Here is a 20198-nt window from a genome sequence, read left to right on the forward strand (position 1 = left end):
CGGCGCCGGGCACGGAACTCAGTCGGCGAGGCGGTGGGTTCCGTCGCGCACGGTGCCGACGAACTCTTCGATCAGGTCCTCCAGGGCGACCACACCGACGGTGTTGCCGCGACTGTCGACCACTCGTCCCAGATGGCTGCTGGTACGGCGCAACCGGGCCAGTGCCTCGTACAGCGGGGTTCCGGTGCTCACCGTGGGGAGCGGGCGGATGTCGGTGCGGGGGATGACGGTGTCCGGGCCCGCGTTGTCGTCGGCGACCTCGTCGAGGACGTCCTTGATGTGCAGGTAACCCACCAGCGAGCCGTCGGAGGCGGCGACCGGGTAGCGGGAGAAGCCGGTCTCCGACACCGCTGCCTCGACCTCGCCGAGGGTGGTGCCGTTGCCGATCAGGGGCACCGATCTGGCTTGGGCCAGCGGCACCATCACATCGCCGACGACCTGGTCGGAGGTGCCGAGGGCCTGCGTGAGCCTGCGGTGTTCCTCCTCGTCGAGCAGCCCCTCGGAGCGGGATTCGCCGATCATCTCGGCCAGCTCCACCGTCGAGACGGTCGCGTCGAGTTCGTCCTTCGGCTCGATCCGCATCATCCGCAGCGTCATGTTCGCGGCCATGTTGTACAGCGCGATCAGCGGCCGGGCGATCCGCAACCACACCAGGTGGACCGGCACCAGCAGCAGCGCCGAGCGTTCCGGGCCGGCCAGGGCGATGTTCTTCGGCACCATCTCACCGAGCAGGATGTGCAGGATCACCACCACGGTGAGCGCGAGCGCGAAGCCCACCGGGTGCAGCAACTGATCGGGCAGGCCGAGCAGTTCGAACGGGCGCTCGATCAGGTGCGCGATCGCGGGCTCGCCGACGCGGCCGAGCAGGATCGAGCAGATGGTGATGCCCAGCTGCGCCGCGGCGAGCATGATCGACAGGTTCTCGCCCGCCTCGATCACCGTCTGGGCCTTCTTCTTGCCTTGGGCGACAAGGGCTTCCAGCCGATCACGGCGAGCGGAGATGAGGGCGAACTCGGCGGCCACGAAGAACGCGTTGCCCGCCAGGAGTACGACGGTCAGCAAGATTCCGAACAGGTCACCCATGAGCGTTCTCCCGTGCCGAGAGGGCGGCCGCGTCGACGGGGATCAACCGCACCCGGTCGATGCGCCGTCCGTCCATCCGTTCCACCCGGGCGATCCAGCCGCCGCCGGACCCGCGGGATTCGGGCAGCACCGCTTCGTCGCCGGTCGCCGGGATGCGGCCGAGCTGGGCCAATACCAGCCCGCCGAGGGTTTCGTATTCGCCCTCGGGTGCGTCGTAGCCGGTCGCGCGCGACACCTCGTCGATGCGCATCAGACCCGAGCAGTCCCAGCCGTCGGAGACCCGGCGCACATCGCGCTCCTCCTCGTCGTGCTCGTCGCGCACGTCGCCGAGGATCTCCTCGATCAGGTCCTCCATGGTCACCATGCCCGCGGTGCCGCCGTATTCGTCGACGACCAGGGCCACCTGCATGCCGTCGGCGCGGACGCGCTCGAGGACTTCGTCGCCGTCCAGGCTGGCGGGCACGATGGGCACCGCGACGGCCAGGTCGCTGAGCGGGATCTGCTTGCGCAGCTCACCCGGATGGGTGAACGCCTGCTTGACGTGCACCACGCCGAGGGTGTTGTCGAGGTCGCCGTCGACCACCGGGAACCGGGAGTAGCCGGTGCGTGCCGCGGCGGCGATGAGATCGGCGATGGTGTCGTGACGGTCCAGCGATTCGACCTTCACGCGCGGTGTCATGAGGTCCTCGGCGCTGCGCTCACCGAATTCCAGCGAGCGGTCCATCACCTGCGCGGTGCGCTGATCCATCGCGCCGCGCATGGCGGAGGTGCGCACCAGCGAACCGAGTTCCTGGGGCGAGCGGGCCGAACGCAGTTCCTCGGCGGGTTCGATGCCGAGCCTGCGCACCACCCAGTTGGCGGCGCCGTTGAGGAAGCGGATGAGCCACTTGAACAGCGCGGAGAACCCGATCATCGGACCCGCGGTGAGCCGGGCGACCATCATCGGCTCGGCGATCGCGATGTTCTTGGGCACCAGTTCGCCGTAGATCATCGACAGTGATGTCGCGATGATCAGGGCCAGCGCCAGGGCGACGCCGTGCGCGGCGTTTTCGCTCAACCCGATGCCGTCCAGGAGTGGATCGAGCAGCCGGGCGAGGACTGGTTCGGCGATATAGCCGGTGATCAGCGTCGTGATGGTGATGCCGAGCTGAGCGCCGGAGAGCTGGAACGACAGGGTGTGATGGGCTTGTTTCACCAGTCGTGACTGGGTGTCACCTTCGCGCGCGGCCGCTTCGACGGTGCTGCGTTCCAGTGCGGTGAGGGAGAACTCGGCGGCGACGAACAGTGCCGTGCCGAGAGTGAGTGCGACGAAGCCGAGCAGGCTGAGCACGGTCAGAACGATGGACATCCTCAGCACCGCCCGAGTGGGGGCGCGGTAGGGAAACCGGGGGATCGAACAGACGCTGCGGAAAGGAGGACGCCGGGTTTGTCACCCGGCTCCGTAGAGGAGCCCTCCTGTGTGGCGCCCTTGGACGCGGGTGACAACTGGATCCTTTCGAGGCGGGAGACGAGCTTGTGCCGTGATCGGCAACCCCATAGTAATCCGTGCCCACCCATGATGTGTCAGCGGCGCGGCCTCAGGCACGCCGACGGCGGCCGATCGACGGGTTCGATCGGCCGCCGCGTGCGGGGTTCACCAGCCGCTGGGCAGCGGCCTGCCTTCGGCGAAGCCGGCGGCGGACTGCACGCCGAGCACGGCCTTGTCGTGGAATTCCGGCAGCGAGCGCGCACCGGCGTAGGTGCACGAGCTGCGCACACCCGAGCAGATGTGGTCGATGAGATCCTCGACGCCGGGACGTTCGGGATCCAGACGCATCCGTGAGCTGGAGATCCCCTCTTCGAACAGTGCCTTGCGGGCGCGGTCGAAGCTGCTGTCGGCGGCGGTGCGGGCGGCGACCGCACGCTTGGAGGCCATGCCGAAGCTCTCCTTGTACTTGTTGCCGTCGCGGTCGATGCGCAGGTCGCCGGGGGACTCGTAGGTGCCGGCGAACCAGGAACCGATCATCACGTTCGACGCGCCCGCGGCCAGCGCCAGCGCCACGTCGCGGGGGTGCCGGACGCCACCGTCGGCCCATACGTGCACACCGAGTTCCTTTGCCGCGGCGGCACATTCGGCCACGGCGGAGAACTGTGGGCGGCCGACGCCGGTCATCATGCGGGTGGTGCACATGGCGCCGGGGCCGACACCGACCTTGATGATGGTCGCGCCCGCCTCGGCCAGCTCGCGGGTGCCCTCGGCGGAGACCACATTGCCCGCGACCAAGGGCAGACCGAGGCCGAGATCGGCGACGGTGCGCAGGGATTCGAGCATTTTGGTCTGGTGGCCGTGCGCGGTGTCGAGGACGAGCACGTCGGCGCCTGCCTCGGCCAGGGCCTTCGCCTTGGCGGCCACGTCGCCGTTGATGCCGACGGCGGCGGCGACGCGCAGCTTGCCGCTCGCGTCGACCGCGGGGGTGTAGATGCCGGCCCGGACGGTGCCGGTGCGGGTCATCACGCCGGCGAGGGTGCCGTCGGGGTGGGTGAGCACCGCGAGCTGGGCGTGGGCCTCGGCGAGGCGGTCGAAGATGTCGCGCGGGGACGCCTCGACGGGCACCTGGACGAAATCGGTGAACGCGACCTCGCGCAGGCGCGCGAACCGGTCGACATCGGCGCAGGCGGCCTCGGTGACCACACCGACCGGCTTGCCGTCCTCGACCACCACGACGGCGCCGTGCGCGCGCTTGTGCATCAGCGCCACCGCGTCCGACACCGAACGATCGGGGTCGAGGGTGACCGGGGTGTCGGCGGTGAGCGAGCGGCTCTTGACGAACGCGATGGTGTCGGCCGCCGCGGGGATCGGCAGATCCTGGGGAAGCACCACGATGCCGCCGCGGCGAGCGACGGTCTCGGCCATCCGCTTGCCCGCGACCGCGGTCATGTTCGCGACCACGAGGGGGATGGTGGTACCGGTCCCGTCGACGGTGGCCAAGTCCACATCGAACCGGGACGCGACGTCGGTCCGGTTCGGGACCAGGAAGAGGTCGTCGTAGGTCAGGTCGTACGGCGGCTGGGGTCCCGGAAGAAATCGCACTTGATTGATAGTAGCCCTGTGAGCATCGCGGCGTGCAAATCCCGCGACACGTCAGCGCACGGGTTCGGCGGTGACCGCTCTGGTGTGACACAGATCCACGGTCGCCGCGCACATCACCACGACACAGACACCGACGACGACCAGTCCGAGACCGCTGGTGCGCAAATGCTCGTCGAGAGCGGTGAGACCGAGAAACGCGGCGGCCAGGGGTTCGGCGATGGTCGCCGCGGGGAGTGAGGCCGACAGCGGCCCGGCCTGAAACGCGCGCTGTTGCAGGTACACGCCGAGCAGTCCCGCCGCCACCAGCGTCCAGGTCTGCCATCCGCCGAGTACCGCGCCGATCCCGTCACCGAACAGGGTGACCACGCGATCGGTGAGTGCGGCCGCCATCCCGAACAGGGCGCCACCGGCGAGACCGAGCGCGAGCGCCTGTCCCGATCGGCTGCCGACCGTCAGCCCGGCGACGGCCGCGGCCACGATCACGCCGAGCAGAATCGCCAAGGGCACCACCCACTCTCGGAAGGGTGCGGTGTCCTCGCCCGCTGTCGGATCGCCCACGATCAGGAACAGCGCGAGCGCCGCGACGAGGATCAGCGCGGTCGTGGCGGCGCGGGCGGTGATGCGCTGCCCGTTCAGTCGCGCGGACAGCGGGAGCGCGAAGACCAAGGCGCTCACCAGGATCGGTTGCACCACCAGCACCGCGCCGAACGCCAGCGCGAGCACCTGCATCGCGTAACCACCGGTGTCGCCGACGATTCCGGACCACCAGCGTGGGCTGCGGAGCAGGCCGCCGAGCAGGGACGTGCCTTCGGGCACCGCCGCGGCCGCCCGCTGCTGCGCGACGGCGCCCAGCGCGATCAACATGGCCGCGATCAGCGCGCACACGACGGTGGCGATCTCATGGTTCGTCACGGGCTCAGTGTGCGGGATCCGGCCCTCGTCGGCGCTGATCTACACCCGGAAAGTCGCCGTGTTCGCGGCCTCGGGAAACAGGCGCGTGGCCGAACCGTAATCGGTTCGGCCACGCGATGATTCAGTTTGCCGTGCGGTTGCGGTGCACGGCGGGAGAGGCCGGACGCGCGGCGCGACGACGAGAATTCGTCGGCGTGTCGCCCGTGCGGGCGTGTCCACCGGAGCGAGTGCGGGGCTCGTGCGCCGCACGCTCGCGCCGCGGTGCGCCACCACGGCCCGCTTCGGCGGCCGGAGCGCCACCGGTGCGCGGACGACGGGTCCGCCCGCCGCCGTTCGCCGACCTGGCCGGCGGCGCGGGGGCGACCGGCGCGGCCAGTGCGATCCCACTGGGCTTGCGGGCACCGGTGATCTCCACCAGATTCCGGTCGCCGGGGCGCACGTCGACGCCGTCGGTGCGCACGCCCGCCTTGCGGGTCATCGCGGCGACGTCCTTGCGCTCCTCGTCGGTGACGAGGGTGACCACGACACCGTCCTCACCGGCGCGCGCGGTACGGCCGGCGCGGTGCAGGTAGGCCTTGTGCTCGGCGGGCGGGTCGAAGTGCACGACCAGCGAGACGCCGTCGATGTGGATCCCGCGCGCGGCGACGTCGGTGGTGACCAGCACCGGCACCGACCCGTCGGCGAACGCCGCCAGGGTGCGGACACGGTTGTTCTGCGCCTTGCCGCCGTGTAGCGAACCCGCGTCGACGCCGGCGCCGCGCAGCTGCTTGGCCAGGCGATCGGCGCCGTGCTTGGTGCGCACGAACATGATGGTCAGGCCCTCGCGGGCGGCGATCTCGGTGGCCACGGTGCGCTTGATGTTCTTGTCGCGCACGTAGAGCAGGTGGTGGGTCATGGTGCTCACCGAGGCCTCGGGGGGCGCGGTGGAGTGGGTCACCGGGTTGTGCATGTAGCGCTTGACCAGCTTGTCCACGTCACCGTCGAGCGTGGCTGAGAACAGCAGGCGCTGCCCCTTCTCGGGGGTGCGGTCGAGCAGGCGGGTGACCTGGGGCAAAAAGCCCATGTCGGCCATGTGGTCGGCCTCGTCGAGCGCGGTGATCGTCACGTCCGACAGATCGGCGGCGCGCTGCTTGATCAGGTCGTCGAGGCGGCCGGGGGTCGCGATGAGCAGGTCGACACCGCGTGCGAGGCGATCGGCCTGGCGCTTGATCGGCGCGCCACCGACGACCGAGGCCACGCGCAGGCCCAGCGAGCGGGCGGCGTCTTCCAGGGCCTTCTCGATCTGGGTGGCCAGCTCGCGGGTCGGCACCAGCACCAGGCCGCGCGGGCGGCCGGGCTTGGACTGCGAGCCCTCGGCCAGGCGGGTCAGCATCGGCAGGCCGAAGGCCAGGGTCTTGCCCGAGCCGGTCGGGCCGCGACCGAGCACGTCACGCCCGGAGAGGGCGTCGCCGATCGTGGCGGCCTGGATGGGGAAGGGCTTGTCGATGCCCGCGTTGCGCAGGGTCTGCACCAGGGCGACGGGCAGGCCGAGTTCGGCGAAGGTCGGTTCGTTGGGCACGGCAGAGTTGGTCAAGGTGGCCTTTCGTTGGGCTGCGAATCGCGCCGAACGATGATCGGCGCCGATTACCCGAATACGCGCCTCGGCGTGAGCGGGGTGCGGCCCAGCAGGAAGGACCGGTCTCCCAGGATAGGCGTGTTCGGGCTCTGTTGGGTAAACAGGCTGGTCAGCGAAGTGGTTGTGGCAAGGTCTGTGCCGCCGCGAAATCGGGCGGCGGTGGTGCGGGCGCCGCGCCCGGCGCGCGGGGTGAACCGGCGGCTGATCGCCCGGTCAGCCGTGGAAGAGCCGGTTGAGCTCCTGCAGCCACGGCACCGCGACGGCCAGCGTCGGCACGACCAGAATCGCGGCCGAACCGAGGTAGGCGGCGGTGGCGACTCTCACGTCTCCGGTGGTGCTCGCGAGTCGTTGGATGCGGATCAGGGTGCTCGGTCCGCCCGCGGCGAGCGCACCCTGCGGTGCGGTGGATTTGGCGCAGGCGATCAGGGCGCGGGCGAGCGGCTTGGGGCCGGTGACCTTCACCGCGGAGTCGTCGGCGAGCAGTTCGATCAGCAGTTTCACCTGGCCGAGCGCGGCTTTGCTGCGGACGACCCGGGGAAAGGCCTCGTGCACGGCGGTGAACGCCTCGAGCACCAGATCGTGGCGTGCGCGCAGGTGTGAGCGTTCGTGGCTCACGATGGCGGTGACCTCGGAGTCGTCGAGGCTGGTCAACGTGCCTTCGCTGATCACGACCCGCTGACGAAGGCCCGGCAGGCAGTAGGCGATGGGTTCGGTGGCGGCCAGCACGCGGATGTCGGCGGCGCGGCGCACCGGGCCGCCCTGATCGAGCAGGTCGACCAGCATGCGATGACGGGAGCGGCGGCGCCGGGTGTGCACGCCGACGCGCACGATGGAGAACATCAGCCGGGCGCCGACCATCAGGGTCAGGGCGAAGACCAGCACATACAGTGTCCACAGCGGCAGACCGAGCGCGTCGATCTCCTTGGTGGGAGAGGTGGTGGGCCTACCGTCGGGGCCGGGTACGAGCAGCAGGCTGGCGATGGCGAGCCCGGATCCGAAGGCGCTGAGCACAGCGGCCAGCGCGATCGCCTGCCACAACACCAGCGCCGCGCGCGGGCTGCGGTGCACCCAGGTAGCGCGACTGAGCAGCGCTGGTACCGGCCCTGCGAGAAGCAGGGCGAGACCAGCAAAGACTGCCGCGGTTGCGTTCATCGACTCTGCTCACTGCGTTGTGGGGCCAGGGGCACTCACTCCATTGTGAGAGCCGCCAGGGAGTCTAGCCGCTGTTTTCGTCGGATTCGAGCTTGGCGAGTGCCTCGCGCAGCGCATCCGCTTCGTCTTTGCCCACTTGCTCCACGAAGTGCACCAGCGCCGCGGCGCGACTACCTGCGGCGTCGGCCTGTTGCAAGGCGTCGACCATCAGGCTCGCGACCAATTCGTCGCGGCTGTGAACCGGTGCGTATCGATGCGCGCGATCGTCGCGTCGCTGAACCACCAGGTCCTTCTTCGCCAGTCGTTGGAGCACCGTCATCACCGTGGTGTACGCGAGCTCGCGCCGCGCGGCCAGCGCTTCGTGGACCTGCCGCACCGTCAGTGGCTCATCGGCCGACCACAACTGGTCCATGACCGCTTTTTCGAGTTCGCCGAGACCTGCCATCCCACCGATTTTACGGCCTCAACGACAAACATGCGTACTACAGATTGTCGTAACGGGGTGTTTGCTGTGTGTTATTCGTCATACCCGTCCGCGCCGTGCACGTGCCGGGTCCCGATCGGGACGATCATCGGCCGCCCCGAGACCGGATCTGTCAGAACGGTGGCCTCGAGCCCGAAGACCTCCGCGAGCAATTCGGCGGTGACGATGTCGGCCGGTTTGCCCCGCGTGACGATCGCGCCCGCGTGCATGACCACGAGCTCGTCGCTGTAGCGGATGGCGAGGTTGAGATCGTGCAGCACCATCACCACCGTGCGCCCGAACTCGGCGTGCAGGCGGTCGACGAGGTCGAGGACCTCCAGCGAGTGCGCGAGATCGAGGTAGGTGGTCGGCTCGTCGAGGAGCAGGATGTCGGTGCCCTGGGCCAGCGCCATGGAGATCCAGGCGCGCTGGCGCTGGCCGCCGGAGAGCTCGTCGAGGGTGCGGTCGGCCAGGTCGGCGATCCCGGTCTGAGCCAGCGCGGCCGCGACCTCGGTCTCGTCGTCGGCCGACCACTGCCGCAACCAGGACTGATGCGGATGACGTCCCCGCGCGACCAGATCGGCGACGGTGAGCCCCTCGGGCGCGACCGGAGTCTGTGGCAGCATGCCGATCACCCTGGCCACGTCCTTGGTCTTCATCGACGAGATGGCCTTGCCGTCGAGGACGACCTGTCCCGCGCTGGGGCGCAGCAGCCTGCCCAGCGACTTCAGCAGGGTCGACTTACCGCAGCCGTTGGGGCCGATGACCGTGGTGACCACGCCGGGCGCGATGTCGAGGCTGAGCTCGTCGACGATCACCCGCTCGCCGTAGCCGAGGGAGACGGCGTCGGCGGCGAGGCGATGGGTGGGGCTGGTCATGAGAGCGTGGCCTTCCGGTTCATGCGGACGAGCAGGTAGAGCAGGAACGGTCCGCCGAGCGCGGCGGTGACGATACCGACCGGCAGGTCGACCGGCAGGAGCGCGCGCGAGACGACGTCGGCCCCCGCGACCAGTGCGGCACCGGTCAGCGCCGAGGCGATCAGGGGCTCACCCGGGGTCCGCAGTGCCATTCTCGCGATCTGCGGTGCGGCGAGGGCGACGAATCCGACCGGCCCGACGGCGGCGGTCGCCACCGAGGCCGCCACGACCGAGGCTCCGATGAGCAGTGCCTGTTGCGACTGGATCCGCACACCGAGCACCCGGGTCGACTCCTCGCCGAGGCGCAGCGCGGCCAGTGTGCGCGCCGACACGAGCGACACCACGGTCACGACGGCGAGGGCGATGACGGCCGGCACGACCCGCGCCATGTCGGCTCCGTTGAGCGATCCGGTGAGCCAGAGCTGGGCACGGGCGGCATCGGTCAGGCTGGCGCGGGTGAGCAGCCAGCTGATCACCGACATCAGGACCGCGTTCACGCCGATGCCGATGAGGACGAGCCGGAACCCGGTGACGCCGCGTTCGCCGCCGCCCCCGCGACCCCAGGCCAGCAGATAGATGACGATCGCGGTCATCAGGCCGCCGGTCAGCGCGGCGATCGGGGCTCCCACGGTCGCGATCAGCCCGGTTGTCGCACCGCCGCTGCCGACCAGCACCGCGACGGCGCCGACGCTGGCGCCGGTGGTGATGCCGAGCACGTCCGGCCCGGCGAGTGGGTTGTGCAGGATCGACTGCATCAGCGCGCCCGACAACCCGAGCGCGGCTCCGACGACCACGGCGGTCAGCGCCCGTGGCAATCGCGATTCGATGATGATGAAGCGCTGGGATCGGGTGCCGCCGCCGCCGAGCACGTCGAGAACGCGTCCCAGGGGGATATGGGTATCGCCTACGGCGATGTCCAGGCAGAACAGGACGAACACCGCGACCGCCAGTGCCACGACGATGCCGAACACGACCGGCCGCAGCACCAGCGACACCGGCCCGAGTCGCAGTGCGGGGCGCACCCGGCGCAGCTCGGTCACCGCTCGATCGGCGCTCGCGGGTTCGGTGGCGACCTGGTCGGCGGCCTTGCCCATCTCGACCCCGCTCACAGTGACACCAGCTTCTTACGACGCACCAACGCGATGAAGAACGGCGCGCCGATCGCGGCCAACATCACCCCGACCTGGAGTTCACCGGGCCGGGCGATCACCCGTCCGGCCACGTCGGCGACAAGCAGCAGCAGCCCGCCGAGGAGCCCGGAGTAGGGGATCAGCCACTTGTTGTCCGGTCCGGTGATGGTCCGGGCCATGTGCGGAACCACCAGCCCCAGGAACGCGATCGGCCCGATCGCCGCGGTCGCCCCGCCGCTGAGCAGCACCACCGCGAACAGGCCGAAGGCCCGCGCCCTGGTGACGTCGACGCCGAGTCCGCGGGCGACATCGTCACCGAGGCTCAGCAGATTCAGGCTGGGTGCCGCGGCCATGGCCATGCCGATGCCGACCACCAGAAACGGCAGGACCTCCCAGAACACTTCCGCTTCGCGCCCGGCCACATTGCCGACCACCCAGAACCGGTAGGTGTCGAGCGCCGCGTTGTCGAGCACGATGATCGCGTTCGTCATCGCCTGGAGGAAGGCGGTGACCGCCGCCCCGGCCAGGATCAGGCTCAACGGACTCGCCTTGCCCCCGCCGATCGAGGAGACCCCGAACACGATCACCCCCGCGATCGCCGACCCGGCGAAGGCGAACCAGATGTACTGCGCGGGCGCGGTGAACCCGAACAGGAAGATGCTCAGCGCGGCCAGAAAGCCCGCGCCCGCATTCAGTCCTAACAATCCGGCATCAGCGAGCGGATTCCGGGTATACCCCTGAATGAGCGCGCCCGCCACGCCCAACGCTATTCCGGCGACCAGGGCCAATGCGGTGCGCGGCAGACGCAGCTCACGCACGATTTCCTCGGCGGTGGAGCGGGCCGGGCATCGGAACGGGCCGCCGTCGCAGCCGACAGCGTGTGTGACGGCGTCGAACACCGTGGTGGGTGCGAGCGAGCGGGTGCCGATGGCAATGCTCGCCACCACCGCCACGGTGAGCAGGACAACGAGCAGCAGAAGCCCGGTCAGACGACGACGTCTGACGGTGCCAGGGTGGATCACGGCGACGAACTTCTCCTGCCTCGAAACCGGACACGACTTGTGAAGTCTGGTAAGCCTAACCTATGTTCCGAGACATCATCGTCACGGGAACCAACGTTCGAGGAGGTTCGATGTCCGAGCCCGTCACCACCGCTACTTCCCGCACCACCGCCGCGTTCGACCGCGCTTGTGCCAGGTTGCAATCGCTGCAACCCGAGCATCCGCGCGTGTACGCCGTCGCGGCGATGAGCGGGCAGGGCAAACGGCGATGGTGGCATGTGCCCAACGGGCTGTCCGAGGGCCGCGTCGAGCTGATGTACCGACGTCACGCCGCGGAAATGATCAACGACGACATCGCCGCCGAAGTGGTCGCCACCGCGCTCATCCACGCCGTGGCGGGCCGGGTCACGGCACTGTTCGTGATGGACGCGCAGGCGTGGGATCCCGGCCGCGACAACCTGTGGATCCACCACGACAACGACGGCGGTATCGACTGGGCGGGCTTGACCGACACCACGATTCGCGTCGTCGACTGCGATCCGGAGCCGGGCGCGGTCGCCTTCCCGTGCGAAGCCGCCATGGCGGTCTGGCTCGCCCAGCGCTGCGCGTCGTCGCTGATCCCGCTGCAATCGGTCCTCACTCGCTGCTCCGGCCTGCCCGCGCGCCGTTTCTGGACTCTCGTCGGCGAATCCATCATCGGCGCGGCGACTTACGTCCCCGACCTGGCACGCGCCGATGTCTCCGCGGGCGCGCGCCGCGGCCAGCTCCTGCTCGGTGCCTTCGAGGAACGCGGCCTCCCGGTGCGCCGCAGCAGCTGCCTGCAGCGCTAGTCGAATCTGGACGGTCGATCACCAGGATCTCATGCGGATATTCGCCGCGCGAACCTGAGGAGAAGTCCGGAGATCAGTGGGTGTGATCAGGCGCCGGCGGGCGCCGCATCTGCGAGGGCGTGCAGGGCGGTGGCGAGTGCGCGGAACGACGCGAGGATCAACTCGCCGTAGTGCTCGGGGTCCGGCATCATCGCGGCGTTCGTCGTGACCGCGATGACGATCTCGTCACCCTGCGAGGTGATCAGGTGACGCAGGCCGTCGCCGTCGAGGATGGGCAGTGACCCGACCGCGCGACGAACCGGCCTGCCGCAGAAGACCAGGGTGTCGGTCACCGGTGGCACGTTGCTGATCGTGGTGTTGCAGAACGGCACCGTCGCCGCGTCGTCGAAACGCCGTTGCGCCCTTGCCCATCCGGCGGCGCGCAGCAGCAGCGCGGGCGCGGTCTCCACCCGCCGGTCGGTGCGTTGGACCACCGGGTCGGCGGTGCGCTGCTTGGCGCGGCCCGCCGACTGCTCAATCGCGGTCAGCCGCTCGATCGGGTCGCCGATATCGGTGTGCAGGTCGACGATCATCTGGCTGAGCCGATTCGCCGAATCCCAGTCGGCCACACCGCGCATCGACATCGGAACCATGGCGGCCAGCGCGCCGTCGGGTGTCTCGTCGTGCTCGGCGAGATAGGCGGCCAGTGCGCCGGAGATCGTCGTGAGCATCAGGTCGTTGATCGTGACCCGGTGGGGCGCCGCGGTTTTCGCGGCGAGCACCTCCGGCATCGGGATCGGTAACAAGTGAAAGGTCAGCTCCGCGCCGATGTCGCGGTTGAACCGGGTGGCCGGGCGCTCGGCGACGGGATCGTGAACGGTGCCCGCATCGATCAGGGCGCGCAGTTCGTCCTGCGCCGTGCGCGCACGGCGCAGACCGGCGACGAAGCGCACCGGCGCCGCCGCGAGCGCGCCCGCGGTGCGCAGGGCGGTGGTCAGCGGCCGCGCTGCGTCGAGCCGGATCGCGGGCGCGGGTTCCGTGCCGAACAGTCGCCGCTCGAGTGCTCTGGTCGCGATGCCGTCGCCGGCGCTGTGATGGAACTTCAGGGCCACGAGGGTGGTCGTGCCCGGCATCGCCGGTACGCCGTCGACGCGGTCCAGGACATGGATCTCCCACGGTGGCCGGGTCAGATCCATCCGGGCGGAGGTGATCTCGGCGATCCGGGCGCGGGCGTCGTCCCACGAACCCGGAACGTCCAGGCTGACGTGGTCGCGCACCGACAGAGTCGGGTCGGGCTCCCAGTACGGCAGATCGAGGTCCATCGGGACGCGCCGCACACGCCGGTGGAACAGTTCCGCGTGCCCGATGCTCGCGCGCGCCCAGTCCAGCACCTGCTCGATCGTCAACGGGGTGTGGCCCGACGCGTCGGCGAAGTAGATCGCGACGATGTTCGACAGGTGCCGGTCGGTCTCGTCGTAGACGAACACCGCGTCGCGCGGACTCAGTCGCCGGGAGCTCACCCGGAGTTCGGCGCTCATATGCCCAGGGCTGTCGCCATCATCGGCCAGGACGCGTGGAGGTCGTCCTCCCAGTAGCCCCACGAATGGGTTCCGGTGGAACGGATGTTGTAGGTGATATTCGTGCGGCCCAGTTCCCGGGTGCGCTGCGCCAAATTCGCGGTGCAATACGCCGTCGCGGCTTCGATGCCGCCGCCGACGAGCATTTGATTCGTCAGAATCGAGGTCGGATTCTTTCCATTGATATGCACGCGCGGATTCGACAGCGTGTCGTGTGGTCCCGGCAATCCGGTGCCCGCGGAAATGTAGATCGGGATATTCGGCAAACGATGGGCTTGCACATAGGGATCGTGCTCGCGCCAGGCGGCGTCGGTCGCGGGACCCCACATGTTCTCGGTGTTGCCGCCGCCCATCCGTACGACGAGGGAGACGAAGGCCCGGCCGATCGGATCGCTGGTCATCGCGCACCCGCTGTACGCGGAGACGCTGCGGTACAGGTCGGGCGCCTGGATCGCGAGATCGAGAACCGAGGTTCCCGCCATCGAGATACCGGCGAGGGAGTTGACGCCGTTGGTGCCGAAGGCCGCGTCGATCACGGGCGGCAGCTCCTGGGTGAGGAACGTCGTCCACATGTTGTTGCCGTTGTTCTCGAGGTTCTTCGCCAGGCCGGCATCGGGTCGCTGCCAGTCGGTGTAGTAACTGAACGCGCCTTCCATCGGTATGACGACGTTGACGTGCTTGTCCGCGAAGAACCCACCGGCATCGGTCTGACCGGGCCAGTTGGCTGAATCCTCGCCGCCGCCCGCCCCGTTCAGCAGATACAGCGTCGGTGCCGGGGTCGATGTGTCGACCGGCCGGAGCACCCGCAGTGCGATCGCGCGATCCATGGCGGGGGAGTAGACGCTGATGTCGGCGACCTGGCCGGACTGCGTCTGGCTCATCAGGCGCGCGCCGGGCGCGGCCGAGGCCCGCGCGCCGTCGGCGAACAGGGGCGTCGAGGCCACAGCCAGGACGCAGACGGCCGACATGATGGCGCGGAGCATTTCGTTCTTCATGGTGTTGCGAGCCTGCTGCCTTCTCGGGCGGACGGGGTCCGCCACGCTGTGGCCGATCCCACGTGTTACTCGGAACTGGGGTGGTCCCCTCGGTGGCGGTGGTTGTCACCATCGGTTACTGATGTGATGCCGGTAACTTAGCGCTGTCGTAGCTGTGTGGCAAGACAGTGTTTCACTCGCCGGGAATCTTTCATTTTTTCATTCCGTATGGAAGCTACTGAGCGATTGCCTACATCCCTCGCTTGACTACGGGAGACCTGCTGATACGTCCACATGGCCGTAGCTGGGTGTTGTCGAGTGATTCGCCGTGGTGCTGGATTCTCGACAATCGTGCCCGGCCCGGCAATCCTGGTTCCTGATGTCGAATCAGGGTCGATCATGTGCATCAGCTATCGTAATGATGCGTTGAGTCGACCGTGGGCGGTGGGTAGGAATTCGGGGACGGACCTCGAACGGCCCGTCCCCGATTGTGCTGCCGGGTATTACTTACCCGGCGTCGGCGTACCGCCGCTGACCGTGATCAGTGCCTGAATGAAAGGCAGGGCGGCGTCGCTCAAGCTGCCGGCGCCGGTCGCCATCAATTCGTACAGGGATCCCATGTGTCTACTCCTCGGGTGATCAGATGATTACCGGACTCGTCGGCGAGTTCGGCCGTGTGCGTCGGGTGGCGCGTTTACGGGAAGAAGGCCTCGACGGAGCCGAGGAAGGCCGCGAGAAGGCCGTCGCCCTCGACCATGGAACCCAGTCCCGCAATTGCGGCCATCATTATTTCCGTCAGCGAACCCATGGTGAATCTCCTTGCATGATCGGTAAGCATCCCGCCGGAAAATAGGCGTACCGTCGGCCGGGATGTGGATCACAATCAGATCTCTGTTGTGATGTGGGTAACGTAGATCCGCTCATTTCCTGCGGCAAGGAAATCGTTCGATTCGCATAATTCGGGCAGAGATCCTTCCCGATGGAAGTGCCAGCGGGCATTGGTACCTGTCACGAATGATCGCGCCGTGACCTGTACAGACGTCCAATCCGGTCGGACCCGACGATGAACGGCCGCGTTCGCCGCCGGATCTGTCAATCCCCCTGAAGCGGGCTGCGCCAGAGGCGTGCCGGAATTCCGCTGACCAGATCCCGCCGTCGCAGCACCTGGATGCGCCACGGCGTGAGGCGAAGCACCTGGAAGGCTCGATCGTCGGCACCCTGCCAGAACTGTCCGGGGTCGTAGCCGGCGCCGGGTGGACTGCCGTGCCGGTACAGGTCCCACACGTGTGCGCGCTCGCCGGGATCATCGGTCCATTCGGCCACCGCGTCGACAGCGACGGTGTTCTGCGCCGGGCTCCAATAGGAGAACGTCACATGCGGATTTCCCGCGATATGAGCGGCTTTCACCGGCGTGCGGTAGGTCCCCAGCCATCCGAGCGGGTGGTCGGTATCGGTTTCCCACACCGGAATCAGCACGCGCGACCGTGGGCGCCCCTTGGCGTCGACGGTGGTCATGGTCGCGTAGTTGACGCCACCGACGATGGCGTCGAAGTCGGGCTTGATATCGGCGAAGGTGTGCACGTGGGCGCGCGTACGGTTACTCACAGCTGCTCCTCGACGCGTTCGAGTACGACCACCGGAATCGGCCGCACGGCCAGTCGCGCGTAGTGCCCATAGACCGGTGCCTGCCTGCGCATCTGCTCCCAGAGTCGTTGATACTCCGTACCTTCGGCGACCCGGGCTCGCACCCGGAACCGGTCGGCCTCGACCTGGACTTCCGCCTCGGGCGTGGCGCGCAGATTCCGGTACCACTGCGGGAATTCGGCGCGGCCCGCCGCCGACCCGGAGGCCACCAGGACGAGACGGTCGCCGTCACGTCCGAAGAACAGCCCGGTGCGTCTGCGCACGCCGGTGCGGCGGCCGACGGTGGTGAGGACGAGGTTGGTGGTGCCGCCTTCGAGGAAGCCGTCACGTCCGTCGGTGGCGAGGTAGCGGCGGACATGGTCGGTCACCGAGGGATCGGGACTGTCGGTCACGGTGTGAGTCATGGTTGCACCGTGCCCCGGCGGGCTTCGGACGGACTCAGGGTCTCCTCGAGGTGGCCGGGCGATCGAGGTCGGTCAGCGGTTTGCCGCTGGATCGCGCGGCGGTGGGCTCAGGGTCGGTTCTGGACTGGCGCGAGGTGCAGCGTCGAGGGGTCGGCTCGCCCACCCTCGGCGAGGTCATCGGCGAACTGGTTCGCGCCGATGTCAGCGAGGATGCGTGCCTCGATGCGGTCGACATCGCCGCGTTCGGCCTCGGGCAGCGGCGCCCCGGTGGACCGGCGCAGTGCGTCGGCGGCTCCGAGCAGCTGCGCGCCGTGCGCGGAAGATCCGGCGAGCGACCGGGCTCCGGCCAGGCCTTCCAGCGCGAGTGCGTGGGCACGGGGATCGCCGGTGCGCAGGGCGGAGTCGAGTCCACGCAGCTGCTGCTGTTCGGCGTCGTCGGCGTCACCGGCGAGTTCGGCGGTGAAGCCCAGTTCGGCGAGGATCAGGGCGGCGCCGAAATGCGACCCGGCCCGCAGGTGCCAGTCCAGCCAGGTGCCGAGGTACTCGCGCGCCGCCGCCAGGTCGCCGCGGCGCCGCGCGACCAGGCCGAGCCCGAGTACCGCGGATTCCTCCCCGACGAGGTGTCCCTGGTCGACCGCCACCCGGCGGGCCCGCTCGTGCAGTTCGGCGCTGCGGTCGAGCTCACCGCGCAGCAGTGCGATCCGGCCGAGCGAAGTGAGCCGCTCACCGACTTCGGTCCACAGTCCGAGTTCCTCGGCGGTGGCCAGCGCGGCGCGGTGGTGGTCACGGGCGGCGTCGAGGTCGCCGGTCACCTCGGCATGGCTGCCGAGCAGGAATCCGGCGATGGCCTGACCCCAGCGATCACCCACCCGCGCGAACAGATCCCGGCTCCGCTCGGCGTGCTCGCACAGGCGGATCAGGTCGCCGCGGGCGAAGGCGTCTCGCGCCAGCGACACCGAGGCGGCCGCGATTCCCCAGTCATCGGCGTTGTCGGCGAAGGCGTTTCGCAGGTCGGCCGCGTCGTCCATGCCCTGTTGGGCGGCGAACCCGGAGTAGACGTGCGCGAGATACCAGCGGGCGCGCAGTTCCGCGGGGGTGGGTCGCTCGGCGAGGGCGGGCAGCGTGTCGACGGTGCGGCCGGCGCCGATCTCGAGCGCGCTACGCCACAGCAGAGCCACCCGGCGCGCGACTGGTTCTGTCTCACCGGGCACGGCGAGAGCGAGGCCGAGTGACCGGATGCCCTCGGCGAGCCGTCCCCGCATCACCCAGTACCAGGCGAGAGCGTTGACCAACCGCAGCGCGTCCTCGGATCTGCCCGCGGCACGGGCGGTTTCGAGTGCCCGTCGCAGGTCGGCCGACTCGGTGTCGAGCCGAGCCAGCCAGCGGCGCTGGTCACCGGTGCGCAAATGCTGATCGGCGCGTTCGGCGAGCACGAGGTAGTAGGCGAGATGGCGCAGTCGCGTGCCGGATTCCTCGCCGCTGTCGCGCAGCCGGTCCGCGCCGTAGGCGGCGACCGACTTCAGCAGCCGGTAGCGCGGGCGGGTATCGGTGGCGGGGGTGATGATCAGCGAGCGGTCGACCAGGCGAGCCAGCACCTCCGCGACCTCGGTACCCGCGATGTCGCCACCGGCGCAGACCGCCTCGGCCGATTCCAGCGTGGCGCCGTCGGCGTGGGTCGAAAGCCGCCGCAGCACAGCGCGTTCGGGCTCGTCGAGCAGTTCCCAGCTCCAGTCGATCACCGCGCGCAGGGTGCGCTGCCGATCGGGTGCGTCCCGATAGCCGGACGACAACAGCGTGAAACGGTCCTCGATCCGCTCGGCGAGCACGTGTACCCCGAGCGCGCGGACCCGCGTCGCCGCCAGTTCCAGTGCCAGCGGCAGGCCGTCGAGATGGGCGAGGATGGTCGCGATCGCCGCGGCGTTGTCGTCGGTGACGGCGAAGCCGGGCGCGCTCGAGCGGGCTCGTTCGACGAAAAGCTGTGCGGCAGGAGAGGTTTCCACTTCGAGTGCACTCGCACCGGCAGCGGGTGCGGCGGGAAGGGCCAGTGGTGCTACCGGCCGGATGTGCTCGCCCGCGATATTCAGCGGCACCTGACTGGTGAGCAGCACCCGCAGCTCCGGTGCGGCGGCGAGCAGCCGTGACACCACCGTGGCGGCCGCGTCGGCGACGTGTTCGCCGTTGTCCAGCACGAGCAGTACCTGTTTGGCCCGCACTGCCTCGGCGAGATGGTCGAGCTGGGTGTCGTTGCCGGGCACCGGGAACGGGCTCGAACCCGCCGAATCGTCACGGACATCGAAGGCGCCCGCCACGACTTCGGTGATCGTCGTCAGCGCGCTGTCGGTGTCGGTGCCAAGGCACAGTCCGGCGAGTTCGACGAACAGCACGCCGTCGCGCGCCGGGTGCGCGGCCGCGATGGCCAGTGCCAGTCGGGTCTTCCCGACACCGCCCGGCCCGGTGAGCGTCACCAGTCGTTCGGCGCCGATCAGCGCTTCGACTGCGGCGAGATCGTCCTCGCGCCCGATGAGCGACGTGGGCGGGACGGGCAGGGTCCGGCGTGGGGTCACCGGCGCCGCGGGCGCGGGCCGCGCGGGCGCGCCGAGCGCCGGATCCTGTTCCAGCACAGCACGATGCAGTGCGGCGAGCTCGGGGCTCGGATCGAGGCCGAGCTCCTCGGCGAGGTGTTCGCGCAGTCGGCGATAGGTTTCCAGGGCTTCGCCGTGCCGTCCCGACCGGTACAGCGCCAGCATGTGGGCCGAACGCAGCCGTTCCCGCAGTGGATGGAGCTCGGTGAGCTCGCCGAGTTCGTCGGCGACCTGATCGTGTTCGCCGAGGGTGATCCTGACCTGGGCGAGCTCCTCGACAGCGGTGAGCCGCTGTTCCTCCAGCCGCAGCACCGGGATGCGCGCGAACTCGTGATCGGCCAGGTCGGCCAGGGCCTCGCCTCGCCACAACGCCAGTGCTTCGGTGAGAAGCGTTGCCCGAGTCGCGGAGTCGTCGGTGGCGTGCGCTCGATGGAGCAACTGCCGGAACACCTGGGAGTCCACCGAGCCGTCGGCGACCTCGAGAAGGTAGCCGGGGGAGCGCGACACCAGCAGCTCGCGCCCGCCCTCTTCGGCGTCGCCGAGAACCCGGCGCAGCTGTGAGGCTCGCGTCTGCAACGAACCGGCGGGATTGGCGGGCAACGCCGTATCCCACAGATGCTCGACGAGCCGGTCGGTGGGCACGATCCGACCCGGTTCGACCAGCAGGGCGCCGAGCAGAACCCGCACCTTGAGCTCGGGAACACGGACCGATTGTCCCTCGTCGGTCCACACCGCCACCGGACCGAGCACTCCGAAACGCATGTCACCCACCCTAAACGGCGCGATCGCAGGCCCGGCGACGCGCGGCGCCGGACAACCGCTCGAGGTCGTCTGGAGTCGACCCGAAGGGTTCCCGAAGCGCGGC

General features: G+C 69.3%; 16 protein-coding genes. 1 reads left to right on the plus strand and 15 read right to left on the minus strand.

Features of this window, described 5'->3' with window-relative positions; translation table 11 throughout:
• Nucleotides 1-18 precede the first annotated feature (18 nt).
• The 10 genes from ACFWFP_RS05605 to ACFWFP_RS05650 form a co-directional block, all read right to left on the minus strand.
• Complete coding sequence (locus tag ACFWFP_RS05605) at nucleotides 19-1083, minus strand: hemolysin family protein (protein WP_379293325.1); 1065 nt, start codon at nucleotides 1081-1083, stop codon at nucleotides 19-21.
• A complete protein-coding gene (locus ACFWFP_RS05610; RefSeq protein ID WP_379293326.1) occupies nucleotides 1076-2431 on the minus strand; it encodes a hemolysin family protein in 1356 nt (451 codons plus the stop codon). The genes ACFWFP_RS05605 and ACFWFP_RS05610 overlap by 8 nt, the downstream gene beginning before the upstream one ends.
• Nucleotides 2432-2716: 285 nt before the next feature.
• On the minus strand, nucleotides 2717-4153 hold the full coding sequence (locus tag ACFWFP_RS05615) for a GuaB1 family IMP dehydrogenase-related protein (protein WP_379293327.1): 1437 nt from the start codon (nucleotides 4151-4153) through the stop codon (nucleotides 2717-2719).
• A 51-nt stretch (nucleotides 4154-4204) separates the two neighbouring features.
• On the minus strand, nucleotides 4205-5065 hold the full coding sequence (locus tag ACFWFP_RS05620) for a DMT family transporter (protein ID WP_379293328.1): 861 nt from the start codon (nucleotides 5063-5065) through the stop codon (nucleotides 4205-4207).
• 121 nt (nucleotides 5066-5186) lie between these two features.
• Complete coding sequence (locus ACFWFP_RS05625) at nucleotides 5187-6638, minus strand: DEAD/DEAH box helicase (RefSeq protein WP_379293330.1); 1452 nt, start codon at nucleotides 6636-6638, stop codon at nucleotides 5187-5189.
• Between the two features lie 255 nt (nucleotides 6639-6893).
• Complete coding sequence (locus tag ACFWFP_RS05630; RefSeq protein WP_379293331.1) at nucleotides 6894-7832, minus strand: M56 family metallopeptidase; 939 nt, start codon at nucleotides 7830-7832, stop codon at nucleotides 6894-6896.
• Nucleotides 7833-7896: 64 nt separating this feature from the next.
• Nucleotides 7897-8286, minus strand: coding sequence for a BlaI/MecI/CopY family transcriptional regulator (locus tag ACFWFP_RS05635; RefSeq protein WP_279537543.1), 390 nt, complete (start codon nucleotides 8284-8286; stop codon nucleotides 7897-7899).
• A 62-nt stretch (nucleotides 8287-8348) separates the two neighbouring features.
• Nucleotides 8349-9173, minus strand: a complete 825-nt coding sequence (locus ACFWFP_RS05640; protein WP_379293332.1) for an ABC transporter ATP-binding protein — start codon at nucleotides 9171-9173, stop codon at nucleotides 8349-8351.
• Complete coding sequence (locus tag ACFWFP_RS05645) at nucleotides 9170-10321, minus strand: FecCD family ABC transporter permease (RefSeq protein ID WP_379293334.1); 1152 nt, start codon at nucleotides 10319-10321, stop codon at nucleotides 9170-9172. The genes ACFWFP_RS05640 and ACFWFP_RS05645 overlap by 4 nt, the downstream gene beginning before the upstream one ends.
• Nucleotides 10318-11364, minus strand: coding sequence for a FecCD family ABC transporter permease (locus tag ACFWFP_RS05650; protein WP_379293335.1), 1047 nt, complete (start codon nucleotides 11362-11364; stop codon nucleotides 10318-10320). Before ACFWFP_RS05650 ends, ACFWFP_RS05645 begins: the two co-directional genes overlap by 4 nt.
• A gap of 110 nt (nucleotides 11365-11474) precedes the next feature.
• Between ACFWFP_RS05650 and ACFWFP_RS05655 the strand changes: the two genes are divergently transcribed.
• A complete protein-coding gene (locus ACFWFP_RS05655; protein WP_379293337.1) occupies nucleotides 11475-12173 on the plus strand; it encodes a hypothetical protein in 699 nt (232 codons plus the stop codon).
• Between the two features lie 86 nt (nucleotides 12174-12259).
• On the opposite strand, the gene ACFWFP_RS05660 is transcribed toward ACFWFP_RS05655, so the two are convergent.
• The 5 genes from ACFWFP_RS05660 to ACFWFP_RS05680 all read right to left on the minus strand — a co-directional run bounded on the left by ACFWFP_RS05660 (nucleotide 12260) and on the right by ACFWFP_RS05680 (nucleotide 20095).
• Nucleotides 12260-13690 (minus strand): wax ester/triacylglycerol synthase family O-acyltransferase, encoded by a 1431-nt coding sequence (locus tag ACFWFP_RS05660; protein ID WP_379293339.1) that lies wholly within the window; start codon nucleotides 13688-13690, stop codon nucleotides 12260-12262.
• The gene (locus ACFWFP_RS05665) at nucleotides 13687-14724 is read right to left on the minus strand and encodes an alpha/beta hydrolase (RefSeq protein ID WP_379293340.1); all 1038 of its coding nucleotides are present in this window, start codon (nucleotides 14722-14724) and stop codon (nucleotides 13687-13689) included. Before ACFWFP_RS05665 ends, ACFWFP_RS05660 begins: the two co-directional genes overlap by 4 nt.
• 1071 nt (nucleotides 14725-15795) lie before the next feature.
• Nucleotides 15796-16308: a pyridoxamine 5'-phosphate oxidase family protein gene (locus ACFWFP_RS05670; RefSeq protein ID WP_379293341.1), complete on the minus strand. Its 513-nt coding sequence runs from the start codon at nucleotides 16306-16308 to the stop codon at nucleotides 15796-15798.
• Entirely contained in the window at nucleotides 16305-16751 is a 447-nt protein-coding gene (locus ACFWFP_RS05675; protein ID WP_379293342.1) for a nitroreductase/quinone reductase family protein, read from the minus strand. The genes ACFWFP_RS05670 and ACFWFP_RS05675 overlap by 4 nt, the downstream gene beginning before the upstream one ends.
• Before the next feature lie 107 nt (nucleotides 16752-16858).
• The gene (locus ACFWFP_RS05680; RefSeq protein WP_379293343.1) at nucleotides 16859-20095 is read right to left on the minus strand and encodes a BTAD domain-containing putative transcriptional regulator; all 3237 of its coding nucleotides are present in this window, start codon (nucleotides 20093-20095) and stop codon (nucleotides 16859-16861) included.
• Nucleotides 20096-20198: the final 103 nt, after the last annotated feature.

Source organism: Nocardia sp. NPDC060249 (genome assembly GCF_042728755.1).
Lineage (GTDB): Bacteria > Actinomycetota > Actinomycetes > Mycobacteriales > Mycobacteriaceae > Nocardia.